The organism is Roseibium sp. RP-7 (assembly GCF_053005225.1).
Genome location: NZ_JBRKQA010000003.1, coordinates 547,118 through 562,849, shown reverse-complemented (window position 1 = coordinate 562,849; position 15,732 = coordinate 547,118). Strand labels below are relative to the sequence as shown.

15 protein-coding genes are annotated in these 15,732 nt (G+C 57.7%); 10 read left to right on the top strand and 5 right to left on the bottom strand.

Annotated features, from left to right (window positions below; genetic code table 11):
* Positions 1-126 precede the first annotated feature (126 nt).
* The 4 genes from coaE to ACVDG9_RS25470 are packed head-to-tail and all read right to left on the bottom strand — an operon-like array spanning position 127 to position 3,028.
* Positions 127-714 carry a dephospho-CoA kinase gene (coaE, locus tag ACVDG9_RS25485; protein ID WP_447239299.1) on the bottom strand — a complete coding sequence of 196 codons (588 nt, stop codon included), beginning with the start codon at positions 712-714 and terminating at the stop codon, positions 127-129.
* Complete coding sequence (locus tag ACVDG9_RS25480) at positions 711-1,559, bottom strand: shikimate dehydrogenase (protein ID WP_447239298.1); 849 nt, start codon at positions 1,557-1,559, stop codon at positions 711-713. Before ACVDG9_RS25480 ends, coaE begins: the two co-directional genes overlap by 4 nt.
* A complete protein-coding gene (locus ACVDG9_RS25475) occupies positions 1,556-2,155 on the bottom strand; it encodes a Maf-like protein (protein WP_062486005.1) in 600 nt (199 codons plus the stop codon). Before ACVDG9_RS25475 ends, ACVDG9_RS25480 begins: the two co-directional genes overlap by 4 nt.
* Before the next feature lie 12 nt (positions 2,156-2,167).
* Positions 2,168-3,028 (bottom strand): pyruvate, water dikinase regulatory protein, encoded by an 861-nt coding sequence (locus tag ACVDG9_RS25470; RefSeq protein ID WP_077291365.1) that lies wholly within the window; start codon positions 3,026-3,028, stop codon positions 2,168-2,170.
* 424 nt (positions 3,029-3,452) lie between these two features.
* Here ACVDG9_RS25470 and hemE point away from each other — a divergent pair, with 424 nt between their 5' ends.
* From hemE to ACVDG9_RS25420, 10 genes are all read left to right on the top strand, one after another.
* Positions 3,453-4,481: a uroporphyrinogen decarboxylase gene (gene hemE, locus ACVDG9_RS25465; RefSeq protein WP_077291366.1), complete on the top strand. Its 1,029-nt coding sequence runs from the start codon at positions 3,453-3,455 to the stop codon at positions 4,479-4,481.
* Positions 4,482-4,485: 4 nt separating this feature from the next.
* Complete coding sequence (gene hemJ, locus ACVDG9_RS25460; RefSeq protein ID WP_023002462.1) at positions 4,486-4,914, top strand: protoporphyrinogen oxidase HemJ; 429 nt, start codon at positions 4,486-4,488, stop codon at positions 4,912-4,914.
* Between the two features lie 299 nt (positions 4,915-5,213).
* A complete protein-coding gene (gene rho, locus ACVDG9_RS25455; RefSeq protein ID WP_023002463.1) occupies positions 5,214-6,479 on the top strand; it encodes a transcription termination factor Rho in 1,266 nt (421 codons plus the stop codon).
* A 132-nt stretch (positions 6,480-6,611) separates the two neighbouring features.
* Positions 6,612-7,187: a GNAT family N-acetyltransferase gene (locus ACVDG9_RS25450; RefSeq protein ID WP_447239297.1), complete on the top strand. Its 576-nt coding sequence runs from the start codon at positions 6,612-6,614 to the stop codon at positions 7,185-7,187.
* Positions 7,188-7,256: 69 nt separating this feature from the next.
* The gene (locus ACVDG9_RS25445; protein ID WP_447239296.1) at positions 7,257-7,826 is read left to right on the top strand and encodes a GNAT family N-acetyltransferase; all 570 of its coding nucleotides are present in this window, start codon (positions 7,257-7,259) and stop codon (positions 7,824-7,826) included.
* A gap of 545 nt (positions 7,827-8,371) precedes the next feature.
* Positions 8,372-9,721 (top strand): tRNA uridine-5-carboxymethylaminomethyl(34) synthesis GTPase MnmE, encoded by a 1,350-nt coding sequence (gene mnmE / locus ACVDG9_RS25440; RefSeq protein WP_447239295.1) that lies wholly within the window; start codon positions 8,372-8,374, stop codon positions 9,719-9,721.
* 298 nt (positions 9,722-10,019) lie between these two features.
* On the top strand, positions 10,020-11,906 hold the full coding sequence (gene mnmG / locus ACVDG9_RS25435; RefSeq protein ID WP_168687289.1) for a tRNA uridine-5-carboxymethylaminomethyl(34) synthesis enzyme MnmG: 1,887 nt from the start codon (positions 10,020-10,022) through the stop codon (positions 11,904-11,906).
* Positions 11,907-11,920: 14 nt separating this feature from the next.
* Positions 11,921-12,562: a 16S rRNA (guanine(527)-N(7))-methyltransferase RsmG gene (gene rsmG / locus ACVDG9_RS25430; protein WP_228872670.1), complete on the top strand. Its 642-nt coding sequence runs from the start codon at positions 11,921-11,923 to the stop codon at positions 12,560-12,562.
* Positions 12,563-12,581: 19 nt separating this feature from the next.
* On the top strand, positions 12,582-13,406 hold the full coding sequence (locus ACVDG9_RS25425) for a ParA family protein (RefSeq protein ID WP_023002468.1): 825 nt from the start codon (positions 12,582-12,584) through the stop codon (positions 13,404-13,406).
* Between the two features lie 106 nt (positions 13,407-13,512).
* Entirely contained in the window at positions 13,513-14,418 is a 906-nt protein-coding gene (locus ACVDG9_RS25420; RefSeq protein WP_447239294.1) for a ParB/RepB/Spo0J family partition protein, read from the top strand.
* A 258-nt stretch (positions 14,419-14,676) separates the two neighbouring features.
* On the opposite strand, the gene holA is transcribed toward ACVDG9_RS25420, so the two are convergent.
* Complete coding sequence (gene holA / locus ACVDG9_RS25415; protein ID WP_055660240.1) at positions 14,677-15,717, bottom strand: DNA polymerase III subunit delta; 1,041 nt, start codon at positions 15,715-15,717, stop codon at positions 14,677-14,679.
* Positions 15,718-15,732: the final 15 nt, after the last annotated feature.

Here is a 15,732-nt window from a genome sequence, read left to right as displayed (position 1 = left end):
GTCTCGAAGGATGGGTCACTGGTTTCGGAGTATGCTGCCCATCCTTCGAGACGGGCCTTGCAGGCCCTCCTCAGGATGAGGGCGAAATTGTAAAGACCTTCGGTGCAAGAGGAGATCAGAGAGACGTCAACCTGCCGCGGCCAATGCCTTCAGGATCGCTCTCACCTGCCGCTTCGCCGCTTCCATGCCCCGGCCGGTATCGACCAGGAAATGCGCGCGGCGGCGTTTTTCTGCGTCAGGCATCTGCTTGGCGAGGATCGCCTCGAACCTGTCTTCGCTCATGCCCGGCCGGGCGAGGACACGGTCTCGCTGAACGTCTGCATCGGCGGTGACAACAACGACGACATCCACGCGGGCCTCACCGCCGGTTTCGAACAGCAACGGGATATCCAGCATGACGATGCGCCGATGGTCCGCACGGGCACGCTTCAGAAAGAGCTGCTCTTCCTCACGCACCAGGGGATGAACGATGGCTTCGAGCTTTTTCATGGCCTCGGGCTTGCCGAGCACATGCGGAGAGAGCAGCGTACGGTCGACCTTGCCGTCCGACACCGTGCCGGGAAACGCCGCCTCGATCAGCGGCGCGGCCCGGCCCGAATAGAGCGCATGGACCGTGGCATCGGCATCGTGCACGGGAATACCTTCAGCAGCGAACATTTTTGCCGTTGTCGATTTGCCCATGCCGATGGAGCCGGTGAGGCCGATCCGGATCACGCGGTTACTCCAAGGTCTGCGAGTATGAGGTTGCGCAGGGTGTCGTCCACTTCCGGCCGAACCCCGAACCAGCGCTCGAAAGCCGGTACGGCCTGATGCAGCAGCATGCCAAGGCCGTCCACAGTCCGATTGCCCCGCGCCTTCGCGCTGCGCAGCAGGTCGGTTTCCAGTGGTGCATAGACTGCGTCAGTGACGATTGCCGTCTTCGGCAAGGGTGACAGGTCGATTTCCAGTGGCGCCTTTCCGGCCATGCCGAGCGAAGTGGTGTTCACCAGAAGATCGGCTTCTTCAAGCACTGTCCCCAGGTTGTCCCATTCGTGAGCAATCGTTCCGGAACCAAACATATCCGCAATGGCTTTTGCTTTTTCGAATGTCCGGTTGATGATATGCACTCTTGTGAATTTCCGCGAGAGCAATGCCCACACAACGGCACGTGCGGCTCCACCTGCCCCCAGGACCACGGCAGATTCACGTGAAACGTCCCACCCGGGGGCGAGCTGATCAAGATTGCCGAGAAAGCCGAGTCCATCCGTATTGGCCCCGCACAGCCGGCCGCTGTCGTCCAGCCAGATCGTGTTGGCAGCCCCCATGGATCTTGCCGCATCGTCCAGCCAGTCGCAGGCCGCGGCAGCCACTTCCTTGTTCGGAACAGTGACATTGGCACCGGACAGACCCGCGTCGGCAAAATTCCGGTAGAAGTCCTCGGCTGTTTCCGGCGGAACATCGACCCGGCCATATTCTCCGGCGATGCCATGCTTCTTCAACCAGTATCCATGTACCAGCGGAGAGCGGGAATGTGTGACCGGATGACCTGTGATGGCCGCTTTTTTCACGGATCCGCTCATGTTTCGATCACCTTGAGGCTGCGCAGTTCTGCCAGAAGAGGCAAAAGCGGCAGGCCAAGAATGGTGAAATAGTCGCCATCTATCTTTTCAAAAAGCTGTACGCCGAGACTTTCCAGCTGATAGGCGCCGACGCTGGAAAGCACGTCCTCACCGGCCGCAGCCAGATAGTGGCCAATGAAGGCCGGGCTCAGTTCGCGCATGGTCAGGCGTGCCGTGGAAACGTGGCGCCAGATTGCTTCGCCATCCTTCGAAATCACGACGGCGGAATGCAGTTCGTGGGTCTTGCCGGAAAAGGCGAGCAGTTGCCGGCGCGCAGCTTCCATGTCCTCCGGTTTTGTGCGTCTTTCACCTTCGAACGCCAGAATCTGATCGGCACCGATGACAAGATCACCGGCGCGGCGGTCACTGACGTCATTCGCCTTGGCTTCCGCCAGAACGCTTGCCAGGTCTTCCGGAGGAAAGCCTGCTTCCAGGAGCGGGGCTTCGACAACACGCTCGTCGACATCGGCCGGGTCAACCTCGATGTCGAGCCCGGCGTTTTTCAGAAGATCAGCGCGGATTCTGCTTCCGCTTGCCAAGACAAGTGCCATTTCCATCCCTTTTGTTGGTTATCCGGCGCGCCCGGTTTCTCCTCCGCCTTCCTGCCCTGATTTGAATTCCTTGAAAAGGGTCAGGATCTCCGCAGCTGTCTCCTCGACAGAACGACGCGTAACGTCAATCAACGGCCAGCCATGTTCCGTGCAGAGCCTGCGGGTCATGTTAATCTCCTGGGAGATCTCCTTCCGGTCGACATACGTGTCGTTATAGCCTTCCGAATTCAAAGACAGCACACGGTTGCGGCGGATTTGCTGGATGCGTTCGGCAGAAGCGATCAGACCGACAATCATCGGCTGCTTGAGTTTCTTCACATGTTCGGGCAGGGCAATGCCCGGGACCAGCGGCACGTTTGCTGCCTTGATGCCCCGGTTGGCCAGATAGATGCAGGTTGGCGTCTTGGATGTGCGCGAAATGCCGATCAGCACGATATCGGCGGATTCCAGATCGTCCCAGATCTGACCGTCATCATGCAACATGGTGTAGTTGAGCGCTTCCATCCGGCGAAAATATTCCGCATCCAGTTCATGCTGTCCGCCGACCCTGTGGGTTTGGGTGACATTGAGATAGGACTGGAAGACCGCGAAGACCGGATCCAGGATATTGACGAAGGGCACGCCCAGCTCGCGGCATTTCAGTTCCAGCCGGCCGGCGATTTCCACATCGACCAGGGTATAGAGGACGATGCCGGGTGCCTTTTCGATTTCAGTGATTACCCGGTCGAGCTGCTTCTGGGAGCGCACCAGCGGATAGACATGCTCGATTTCCTGCACGTTCTCGTACTGGACCGTTGCCGCACGGGCCACTGTCATCAGCGTTTCGCCGGTGGAGTCGGACACGAGATGGAGATGGAAGTAGTGTCTCGACTTGTTCACGTTGTCATCCCCAGGCCTGTTGATGATTTGGGTAAGATGTCTGCCACCCAGTGCCTAGCACGAAGTTTATGCCCGCTCAGCCGAATTTATTAACAATGCTTAAACGAGCGGAAACTGATGCCGAAACGGTTGTGCATGGATGTGGATTCACAAAGGCGCTGTGACATATCGACAGATTGTCCACTGCCGCCCAATTCCTTAACGAAACGTAAACAAGCGGACAAGTGATTGTAATTCAATTCGTAATCCTGTTATCGACTCCTGGGGAGGAAATCTGCTTAACAAGTAGCGGATTTTTTCCCGCCGAGAAAATCAGGCTGATGGATTGTGGATAGAAAATGATCCCGGTAATCCACGCACAAATAGAAAAAACAGATTCAAAATAAGAATCTTTATTGATTTGAAATGTGGGAAAGGCGACCTCATGAAATCCCAAGACAGGTCCGTGATGCGGGTACTCTCCGGAGAAAAGCTCTGGCCGCCTCCCATCTGGATGATGCGTCAGGCCGGACGCTATCTTCCCGAATATCGCGAAGTGCGTTCGAAGGCGGCAAACTTTCTGGAGTTCTGCTATTCGCCGGACCTTGCAACAGAGGTCACGCTCCAGCCGATCCGCCGGTATGGTTTTGATGCAAGCATTCTGTTTTCAGACATCTTCGTCGTACCGGACGCCATCGGGTACCCGGTTCGTTTTGAAGAAGGACGTGGTCCCGTTCTGGAACCGCTGTCTTCCGATCTTCTGGATCGTCTGGAACAGGATCGTGCCGAGGATCATCTCAAACCGGTCATAGAGACGGTTTCCCGCCTGCGGGCGGAGCTGCCAGAGGAAACGACGCTGCTGGGCTTCTGTGGCGCTCCGTGGACGGTTGCCTGCTATTCCGTTGCAGGTCATACCACCCAGGACCAGGTTGCCGCCCGTGTGGGCGCCTATCGCGATCCTGACCTGATGCAGCGTTTCGTCGATCAGCTCGTCACGGCCTCGATCCGCTATCTCATCCGACAGCTGGATGCGGGCGCGGATGCGGTCCAGATTTTCGATACCTGGGCGGGTGTTCTGGATGAAGCCGGTTTCAAGCGCTGGTCGATCGAACCGACCCGCCGGATCGTTGACGGTGTTCGGGCCGTGCGACCGGACGCGAAGATCATCGGTTTCCCGAAAGCTTCCTCGGCTCGGATGATGGCATTCGTGGAAGGTACGGGTGTGGATGCGGTCGGTTTCGACTGGACGGCTCCGGACCAGGTTGCTCTCGATATTCAGAAGAAGGTCCCGATCCAGGGCAATCTCGATCCGATGCGGCTGGTGGCTGGTGGCAAGGCGCTGGAAGAGGGCGTGGCCCATATCCTGAACACCTTCGACAAGGGTCCGCTGGTTTTCAACCTGGGGCATGGTGTGACGCCGGACGCGGATCCGGAAAACGTTGCCCGCATGGTCGAGCTGGTCAGGAAGGGATAAGCGCATGGATCTCTTTCTCTGGATCAAGGCGCTCCACGTCATCTCGATCATCGCGTGGATGGCCGGCATGCTCTATCTACCTCGGCTGTTCGTCTACCATGCGGCCACGGAAATCGGATCGGAACAGTCCGAGACCTTCAAGATCATGGAACGGCGGCTGCTCAAGGCCATCATCAATCCGGCCATGATCGCCTCCTGGGGGTTTGGCCTGTGGCTCGCCTGGGAACTTCAGGCCTGGCAGGACGGGTGGTTCCACGCCAAGTTCACGTTTGTCCTGATCATGTCCGGTGTTCACGGCCATCTCAGCAGCTGTGTGAAGAAATTCGCCCGCGACGAGAACAAAAGGTCGCAGCGTTACTACCGGATACTCAACGAAGTTCCGACTGTCCTGATGATCGGGATCGTCATCTTCGTCATCGTCAAACCGTTTTAAGCGGCACGAAACAGGCAATAGAGACAGCCGCAGACATGCGGCCGTCATTTTCACCTTTCGAATTCTAAGTGTGGCCTAAAAAACCGGCAGAATTCCGGGCTTGCGCTTTATTGCAAATCAACGTATCTTTCGCGCATCTTCATACGGCACAGTGTTCGTTTTCAATCGCTCCGCAGTCGCCGTACAATCTGGACACGCCTAAAAGTCTCTCAGATATCTTCTGGCCGACCCATCCATCCGGCGCAGAACGACCTTTCCAAACCTAAATCCATAACAACACAAAAAAAGACCCCAACTCGATGCGGGAAATGAAACTCAAAGACCTAAAAGAAAAAACACCGACAGAGCTGCTCCAGACTGCTGAGGAGCTTGAAGTCGAAAACGCCAGCACCATGCGCAAGCAGGAGCTGATGTTCGCCATCCTGAAGAACCTAGCTGCTCAGGATGTGGAGATTATCGGCGAAGGCGTCGTTGAAGTCCTTCAGGACGGCTTCGGCTTTCTCCGGTCTCCGGATGCGAACTATCTGCCGGGCCCGGACGATATTTACGTCTCGCCCTCGCAGATCCGCCGCTTTTCGCTGCGGACAGGGGACACCGTTGAAGGCCAGATCCGCAGCCCCAAAGAGGGCGAACGGTATTTTGCCCTTCTCAAAGTCAACACCATCAATTTCGAGGATCCGGAAAAGGCCCGGCACAAGGTTCACTTCGACAACCTGACGCCGCTTTATCCGGATGAACGTTTCCGGATGGAGATCGAAGATCCGACCATCAAGGATCTCTCCTCCCGCGTTATCGACCTGGTAGCGCCCCTCGGCAAAGGCCAGCGTGCGCTGATCACCGCGCCGCCGCGCACAGGTAAAACGGTGTTCCTGCAGAACATCGCGAAGTCCATCACCACCAATCATCCGGAATGCTATCTGATCGTTCTTCTGATCGATGAACGTCCGGAAGAAGTGACCGACATGCAGCGCACGGTCGACGGCGAAGTGGTTTCCTCCACGTTCGACGAACCGGCCGCCCGCCACGTGCAGGTTGCCGAAATGGTGATCGAGAAGGCCAAGCGCTTGACCGAACATGGCCGGGACGTCGTCATCCTGCTGGACTCCATCACGCGTCTGGGACGTGCGTACAACACCGTCGTTCCGTCTTCAGGCAAGGTCCTGACCGGTGGTGTGGATGCCAACGCCCTGCAGCGGCCGAAGCGCTTCTTCGGTGCGGCCCGTAACATTGAAGAGGGTGGCTCGCTGACGATCATCGCGACCGCACTGATCGATACCGGCAGCCGCATGGACGAAGTCATCTTCGAAGAGTTCAAGGGTACGGGTAACTCCGAAATCATCCTGGACCGCAAGATCTCCGACAAACGTGTTTACCCGGCCATCGATATCCAGCGCTCCGGTACGCGTAAGGAAGAGCTTCTGGTACCGGCCGAACGTCTCAAGAAGACCTTCGTGCTGCGCCGGATCCTCAACCCGATGGGGACGGTGGATGCGATCGAGTTCCTGCTCGACAAGCTCAAGCAGACCAAGTCGAACGACGATTTCTTCGACAGCATGAACACTTGATCCCAAACGGATCGGGTTCTATTCAAAGGCGCGGCCCGCGAGGGTTCGCGCCTTTACTTTTTGTTAAGAATTAAGCACCCCGCCACCGTGTTTCACGTGAATCCTGCCTTTTGTTGAATCGGACCCGTTCTGATGCCTGAAGCTTCGTTCCTGTTAGAGACTGACCGGCTCCTGCTTCGTCCATGGAAGGATGAAGACCTGGACCCGTTTGCCAGGCTCTGTGCCGACCCCGAGGTGATGAGATTTTTCCCTGAGGTGCTGACGCGGGAGAAGTCCGACTTGCTGGTTGCACGGTGCCGGGAAAAGACGGTGAAGGACGGTTTCAGCATGGCGCCGATTGAAATCAAGGGGACGGGAGAATTTCTCGGCTTTGTCGGTTTGAACGTTCCATCCTATGCGGCGCCCCTGCCATTCGAGCCATGTGTCGAAATCGGCTGGCGCCTGAAGCGGACTGCCTGGGGGAAGGGCTATGCAGGCGAGGCTGCGCGGGAGTGGCTTCGATTCGGTTTTGAAACCATCGGTCTTGAAGAGATCGTGGCTTTCACCATCCCGGACAATCTGCCGTCGCAAAGGGTCATGGAAAAGATCGGAATGACACGTGACAGGGATGGAGACTTTCTTCATCCCAGTCTTCCGGCTGATCATCCGATCGCAAAGCATGTGCTCTATCGCCTTAAGAAGTCCGACTGGATGTCCCGGACGACCTGAGTGGGTGTTTATCCTGATGCGACAATCAGATTCACGTGAAACAGACCTGCATCGCCTAAAGTTCAGACAATGAGAAACACCTTCAAGATTGAAACCGAACGGTTGGTGTTGCGCTGTTGGGCGGAAGCGCATGTTGACCCCTGTGTGCAACTTTGCGCCGACCCGGTGGTGATGCGGTACTTTCCCGATGTGCTGACCCGTGATCGAACCTTGAAGCTGATCGGTATGTTTCGGGACTGTTTTGAAAAGCACGGTGTTTTTTACGCACCGATTGAACTGAAGGCGTCAGGCGAGTTCATCGGCTTTGCCGGACTTGATGTACACGATGAAGAGGCGCTGCCCATAGGTGCCTGTGTCGATATCGGTTGGAGGCTCAAGCGGTCAGCGTGGGGCCGGGGGTTTGCCAGCGAAGCTGCTCGCGCCTGGCTTCGATTCGGCTTTGAAACCATTGGCTACGAAGAGATTGTTGCCTTCACTGTGCCTGACAACATTCCTTCGCAGAAGGTCATGACACGAATTGGCATGACGCACGATGAGAGGGGTGACTTCCAGCACCCGAAGCTTCCAGAGGGACATGCCTTCAAGCGGCACCTGCTCTACAGGATGACGTATGACGATTGGCAGATGCGGACTGGGTAAGGGTTTATCCGAGCCGGAGATAAACCCGAGCAAAGATTCACGTGAAACAGAAACAGGTTCATGCTGGGGTCGGAATTTGTTTCACGTGAATCCCCTGTTTTGAATCGGCTCCGAACTCATCGCCTACTGTTGTGTTCAGGAGCTTAACCGCCTCCACTTACATTGTGTGACGACATGGGTGAAAGACCTCGATCTTCAGGCTTCGAACAGATTGTGAGGTTGTGTCGTAGTCTCGCCAAACGAAATGCAATTCCCTCATTCAGTGTGTTTCCGTCCTGGACCCGATTTGAAGGGGGAGCAGGAGATGAAGGAGACTGGGTACACTATGGCCGAAGCTATGTGTGTGAGGCACGAGAACCGCGCCTGAGAGGAAAGCCGCTCCTGTTCAGGACAGGTATTTTTCTGACAATTGATTCACGTGAAACAGATTGCCGTCTCACAGGTCACTTCGATTCGGCGGCGGAATGGCGAGGCTTGTTCTTTTCCGCGGTGACGAGAGTTGATAAAGAGGCGGTCCACGACCCGACCACGAACCGGAAGACACCATGGCTGACACGATCTTTGCGCTTTCCAGTGGAGCAGTGCCTTCGGGCGTTGCGGTGATCCGTGTGTCTGGTCCAGGTACCAGGGAGATCGTTGAGACGGTGGCTGGCAAGGTGCCACAGCCGCGGAAGACGATGCTGGCAAAGCTCCGGGATCCGGAAACGAAGGACGTTCTCGACGAGGCCCTGGTACTCTACTTTGAAGGACCTTCCAGCTTCACCGGAGAGGACGTTGCCGAGTTCCAATGCCATGGTGGACGTGCCGTGGTCTCAAGCCTTCTGTCCGTACTTTCCCGGTTTTCCAATTGCCGTCCTGCCGAGGCAGGGGAGTTCACGCGCCGCGCTTTTGATCGTGGCCGAATGGACCTTACGGAAGTTGAGGGCCTGGCAGATCTCATCGCTGCAGAGACCGAGAGCCAGCGCAAGCAGGCAGTCCGTCAGATGGGTGGAGCCCTCGGCAAGCTCTATGACGACTGGAGAAAGCGTCTCATCCATATGCGCGCAATGATCGAGGCAGACTTCGATTTCGCCGATGAAGAGGATGTTCCTGGCAGCGTTGCCGATGAAGTCTGGGCGGAAGCAACCCAGCTCCATGGTGAGATTGCAGAGCATCTTGAGAAATCCCGCAGCGGCGAGCGTCTACGGTCCGGCTTGCAGGTGGTGCTGATGGGGGCGCCCAATGCCGGCAAGTCCAGTCTCCTGAATGCCATCGCGGGACGGGAGGTCGCCATCGTCACGGAAGAAGCCGGAACGACCCGGGACGTGATCGAGGTTCATCTGGATCTTTCAGGGTATCCCGTGACGCTTGTCGATACCGCCGGCCTCCGGAAGACGGAGGGTGTGGTTGAAAAGGAAGGCATACGCCGGGCGGAGGAACGGGGCCGGGGAGCGGATCTCATCCTGTGGGCGGTGGAGCCTGGTGGGGTGGAACAGGACGATGTCATCGCCGGCCTTCCGGAAGACCTTCGCCGTAGCGTGCCTGTCTGGACCGTTCGAACGAAGGCTGATCTTGAGACTCTTCCGGAACAAGACTCTTCCGGAACGATCCAGGAAATTGCTTGTTCCAGCAAAAGCGCTGAAGGTATGAACCCGCTTTTTTCCCGGCTTACCCGTTTTGCCGAGGAAACGATATCTGTCGGCGAAGCACCACTGGCCACCCGGGAACGGCATCGTCACTATCTCAAGGATTGTCTGTCCGGCCTGAGAGCTGCCGTGGATATGGTGCACCTGCCGGCGGAGTTGCGCGCGGAAGACCTTCGCCGGGCTGCGGATGCCCTTGGGCGGATCACCGGGAGGATCGATGTCGAGGATTTGCTCGATGTGATCTTCCGGGATTTTTGCATCGGCAAGTGACCTGTTTCACGTGAATCATCTCAGGTGAACTGCGGATCGATTCTCTACCGGAACATGTTTCACGTGAATCATTTTCTCTGCCTTGGGTGCAAAATGACCTACGCTACCAGACGATCTGCCTGATGACCGGAATTCCGCTTTGACCTTCAGCTGCGTCACACGTATAAGTCTCGGCGAACAAGTGCCGGTTTGTGCGGCCTGTGATAGTCTGGCCTAGGCCGGAGAAAGTTCCCGAAAACCGAACCGGAAAAACCCGGACCCGAGGCTCTGCTGTCGGGTTTCGTGAGCGGTAGAGACTATGAACGAACTGGACCTGACATTCGATGTGGTGGTGATTGGTGGCGGTCATGCCGGCTGTGAAGCTGCGGCGGCATCGGCACGTGCTGGCGCCGCGACTGCTCTGGTCACCCATCGCTTCGATACAATCGGTGTAATGTCCTGTAACCCGGCCATCGGTGGTCTGGGGAAGGGGCACCTCGTTCGCGAGATCGATGCGCTTGATGGATTGATGGGGCGTGTTGCCGACAAGGGCGGGATCCAGTTCCGCATGCTTAACCGGCGCAAGGGACCGGCGGTCCGTGGTCCGCGCGCGCAGGCAGATCGCAAGCTCTACCGGGAAGCGATGCAGCGTGAGATTGCCGCTGTCGAAGGTCTGAGCGTCGTTGAAGGTGAAGCCCACAAGATCCGGTTTGCGGGTGACAGCGAGAAGCGTTCTGTCTCGGGTATCGAACTGGCCGATGGCCGGGTGATCAACTGTCGCGCCATCGTGCTGACGAGCGGTACGTTTCTCCGGGGCCTCATTCATATCGGCGACAAGAAGATACCCGCGGGGCGCTCCGGCGAAGCACCGGCACTCGGGCTGTCTGAATCACTGGAGGAAATCGGCTTCGATCTTGGGCGTCTCAAGACAGGTACGCCCGCACGGCTGGACGGCCGGACGATCCACTGGGACAGGCTGGAAGAGCAGCCGGGCGATGACGACCCGATTCCGTTTTCTACTCTGACGGACAGGATCGAGACACCTCAGATCCCGTGCCACATCACACGCACGACGCCAGAGACCCATCGCATCATTCGTGAGAACCTTTCTCGCTCTGCTATGTATTCAGGCGAGATCAAGGGGCGGGGGCCACGCTATTGTCCGTCCATCGAAGACAAGATCGTTCGTTTCGGTGACAGGGACGGGCACCAGATTTTCCTGGAGCCGGAAGGACTGGACGATCACACCGTCTATCCGAACGGCATTTCCACATCGTTGCCGGAAGATGCGCAGATAGCGTTTCTGAAGACCATTCCGGGTCTGGAAGATGTGGTGGTGCTGCAGCCGGGTTACGCGATCGAATATGACCATGTCGACCCGCGCGAGCTGCGTCCGACACTGGAAGCCAAGCGGTGCTCGGGTCTTTACCTGGCCGGCCAGATCAACGGTACGACCGGGTATGAGGAAGCTGGGGCACAGGGTCTTGTGGCCGGGCTCAACGCCGCTCTGAAGGCTGCCGGCAAGGCGCCGTTCGTGGTTGACCGGTCCGAGGGATATATCGGTGTCATGATCGATGACCTGATCACCAGGGGCATCACCGAACCCTATCGGATGTTCACGTCGCGTGCAGAGTACCGGTTGTCCCTGCGGGCGGATAATGCGGACCAGCGCCTGACCCCTTTGGGTATCGCTATTGGGTGTGTGTCCACCACACGTAGAGAAGCCTTTGAAGACAAGATGGCCAGGATCGCCACTGCGCGGGAACTTCTGACGAGACTGACCGTGACGCCTTCCGAAGCTCAGAAGAAGGGCCTGCCTGTAAACCAGGACGGCATTCGCCGGTCTGCCTTCGATCTGCTGTCCTATCCCAATGTCACCTTCGAGGGCCTGACGGACATCTGGCCCGAACTGAAAGATATTGATCCGGCGATCGCGGAGCAGGTTGCGACAGATGCGCTTTATGCCGTTTACCTCGATCGTCAGATGGCAGATATCGAAGCCTTGAAACGCGACGAAGCCTTGTCGATCCCGGATGGTTTCGACTACGAAGCGATCATTGGTCTTTCCAATGAAGTGCGCCAGAAACTGATCGACATTCGCCCGGCCACTCTTGGCCAGGCTTCTCGCATGGATGGCATGACACCCGCCGCGCTCACGCTGATCCTGTCGCATCTGAAGCGCCAGAGCCAGAAAGGGGCTGCCTGATGGGCCGCCCGGTGATGTTGAATACCTCTGGACAGGTTGTGCATAAGTTTGGGGATGTTTCACGTGAAACGTTGGATAGACTCCAGATCTATGTCGACCTCGTTCTGAAATGGCAGCCTGCGCAAAACCTCATTGCACCGTCGACCATCCCGGATATCTGGACCCGTCACGTGGCGGATAGCCTGCAAACCCAGTGGTGTTATCCGGAAGCAAGGACCTGGGTTGATATCGGCAGCGGCGGTGGGTTTCCCGGTGTGGTGACCGCAATCCTGCTCGCCGATGAGCCGGACGCACATGTGCACATGATCGAGAGCAACCAGCGCAAGGTGGCATTTCTCAGAACGGCCTTAAGGGAGACAGGGTCCAAGGGGACAGTGCATCCTGGCCGGATCGAATCGGTTGCGAAAGATTGGAAGCATGGCCGGGTGGACGCTGTTTCTGCCCGCGCTTTGGCGTCGCTGGATCTGCTTTTTCAGCTTTCAGAGCCGTTTACGGCAGCCGGCGCAAAGGCTGTTTTCCACAAAGGTCAGGATTTTCAGCGAGAAGTTAACGAAGCTACTGCCCGTTGGCAGTTCGACATGATAGAAAAAGACAGTCTTGTTGATCCAATGAGCCGGATGCTTCTTTTCTCGAATATTTCAGCCCGGCCGGAGTAGCCAGGAAGGTGTTGTAGCAATGAGCATGCTTCCCGAAATGCCGCGCGTTCTCGCGCTAGCGAATCAAAAGGGTGGGGTGGGCAAAACCACGACCGCCATTAACCTCGGCACGGCGCTTGCGGCGATTGGCGAAAAAGTTCTGGTGATTGACCTCGACCCGCAGGGTAACGCTTCAACGGGTCTGGGTATCGAGCATCGTGATCGTGGTCTGTCGACGTATGAAGTTCTGAGCGGTGACTGCTCCCTTGCAGAGGCCGTTCGCGAAACGGCGGTGCAGCGTCTTTGGGTGGCGCCGTCTACAATGGATCTGCTGGGCCTCGAACTGGAAATCGCCTCCACGGGTGACCGGGCGTTCCGCCTGCGCAGTGCCATCGAAAACCTGACCCATTCGCGTCTGTTCCAGGAGATCGGCTTTACCTACGTGCTGGTCGACTGCCCGCCGTCACTGAACCTGCTGACGATCAATGCCTTGTCCGCGTCGCACTCCATCCTGGTGCCGCTGCAATGCGAGTTCTTCGCGCTTGAAGGTCTCAGCCAGCTGCTCAGCACGGTTGAGCAGGTCAAGAACGCGCTTAATCCTGAACTCAGCATCCATGGCATCGTTCTGACCATGTATGACAGCCGCAACAACCTCTCCAGCCAGGTGGTCGCCGATGTGCGCGAAACCATGGGTGACGCGGTTTACGAAACGATCATTCCGCGCAACGTTCGCATTTCGGAAGCTCCGTCCTATGGCAAACCGGCGCTGCTTTACGATTTGAAATGCGCCGGCAGCCAGGCCTATCTGCGGCTTGCGTCTGAAATCATCCAGCGTGAGCGCGAACTGCGACGCGTCGCGGCATAAAGCCCGATCGATTCGGCTCCGTTTTGGCGAGCCTTGATGCATGGCGGCGAAGAGGCACAGTCGCCATGCTATATCCTATTGAAATATAAGAAGAAAAAGGTGCGGTATGGCGGAAAGAGACGTCAAGAACAAGCGTTTGGGCCGTGGTTTGGCGGCGCTGATCGGGGATTCGGCTCCCGAAGCGGCCGCACCGCCGGAAAAGATCATTCGCGACTCCCGCAGGGTGCCGATCGAACATCTGGAGCCCAACCCGCGCAACCCGCGCAAGACCTTCACCGAGAAAGACCTGGCGGATCTTTCCGAGTCCCTGAAGGCAAAAGGCATCGTCCAGCCGATCCTGGTACGTCCGGCAGCAGGGAAGGCCAATCGTTTCGAGATCATCGCCGGCGAGCGCCGCTGGCGGGCCGCACAACGGGCCGGGCTGCACGAAGCACCGATCATCATTCGGGACGTGACCGATCAGGAAGCGCTTGAGCTCGCCATTATCGAGAACGTCCAGCGTGCCGATCTCAATCCGATCGAAGAAGCGATGGGCTATGAGCAGCTCACCGCGGAGTTCAGCTACAGCCAGGGCGAACTCGCCAAGGTGATCGGCAAGAGCCGTAGTCACGTGGCCAACACCATGCGCCTGCTGAAGCTGCCGAATTCGGTAAAGGACTATCTGCACGAAGGCCTGCTCACGGCCGGCCACGCCCGGGCGCTGATCACCATCGATGACCCGAGTGCACTTGCCGATCTGATCGTCGAAAAAGGCCTCAGCGTCCGCGAGACCGAAAAGATCGCCCAGGACCCGGATGCTCTCGCCAAACTGCTGGGCCAGAAGGCCCCGACCGAGAAGGCCCCGAAGGACGCCGACACCAAGGCTCTGGAAAAGCGCCTCACCGACACGCTCGGTCTGAAAGTCATCGTCGGCCACAAGCCGGGCAAGGAATCGGGCGACCTGAAGATCAAGTACACGTCGCTGGAACAGCTCGACGAGATCTGCAAGAAGCTGGGCGTTGAGACGCGCTAAGATATTGAATTTATTTTAAATTTTAGAGCCGGAGCGATTATTGCTCCGGCTTTTTTGTTTTGATTTTGCCAGCCTGTAATCCCAACATCCCTCATCCTGAGGACTGTCATCAGGCCTGTCTTGCAGAATGGCCCACATGTCCCGGTGGTTGCCGCCCATCCTTCGAGACAGCGTTTGCGCGCTTCCTCACGATGAGGGAGGCGTGTGAGCGAACGCCAAGAATGCAGGGAGATCTCAGGGAGAGGAGCAGGTAACTCGTTAGCGCCGCTGTTGCCGCGCTCTGGCGGCTCTGCCGAGCTTCAGGAGGGCTTCGGAGAGGACGGGTACACCAAGGGCATCGTTGAGGCGGGAAATGCGTGTAGCCTCGCTCAAAATGTCCATGGCGCGTTCCAGATCCGTCAGGGACCAGATCCGCAGCTGCTGGGTGAATTTCGGCTTGCGGGAGAAGAAGATAGGCGGTCGCTGTCCATCGACGACGGCCTGGGCGTTTTTGCCCTGTTCGATATCGATTCGCATCCGATGCAAATGTTGAAAATGCTTCAATGTCTGATTGGCGATCACCGAGGCCTTGGAGCCGGCTTCCGCAAGCCGTTCCAGCCCGTGGTCCAGCAAGGCAAGATCTCCCGATGCTGCAGCATCAATCAGCTCCGACATTTCGAAGGCGGATGCATCGCCGATGATAGCCTCGACATCCTCGCTGTCGATGCGGCCCTTGTTGAGGGCATAGAGGCAGAGTTTTTTCAGCTCACCGCGGCTGGCCATGCGATCACCGCCCAGCAGGCTGTGCAGTGCTGCCCGGGCTTCCCGGGTAACCGAAAGACCGGCCTCGCGGGTTTCCTCGTCGATCAACTGGTCGATGCCCCGGTCATTGTCGGCATAACAGGGCAGCGCAACGGCGCGTTTGTGCGGTTCGATCAGCTTTCTGAGGCCGACGCCCTTCTTGATGTCGCCGCCCTCAAGGACCACCAGCGTCTGCCAGTCGTCCAGCTTCAGAACGGGTTCGACTGCAGGATTGAGATTGCGGGAGGAAGCATCCTTCACCCAGACGATTCTGCGGCCACCAAAAAGCGGAACGGTCAGAACTTCGTCGATCAGCCGATTCGGATCCGAACCGAGATCAGACGCATCAAGCTTGACCAGATTGAACGGATCGCTTTCGCCTTCGGAGGCCTTGTTGACGAGGCGGGTGGCGCGTTCCGATACGAGTCCGGTATCCGGACCGAAGATCAGGACAACGCCGCCAGCCTCCGGGGGATTGGCGACGAAACGGTCAATCTCCGCGGCTTTGAGGACGGTCACGGCCGTTTGCCTCCG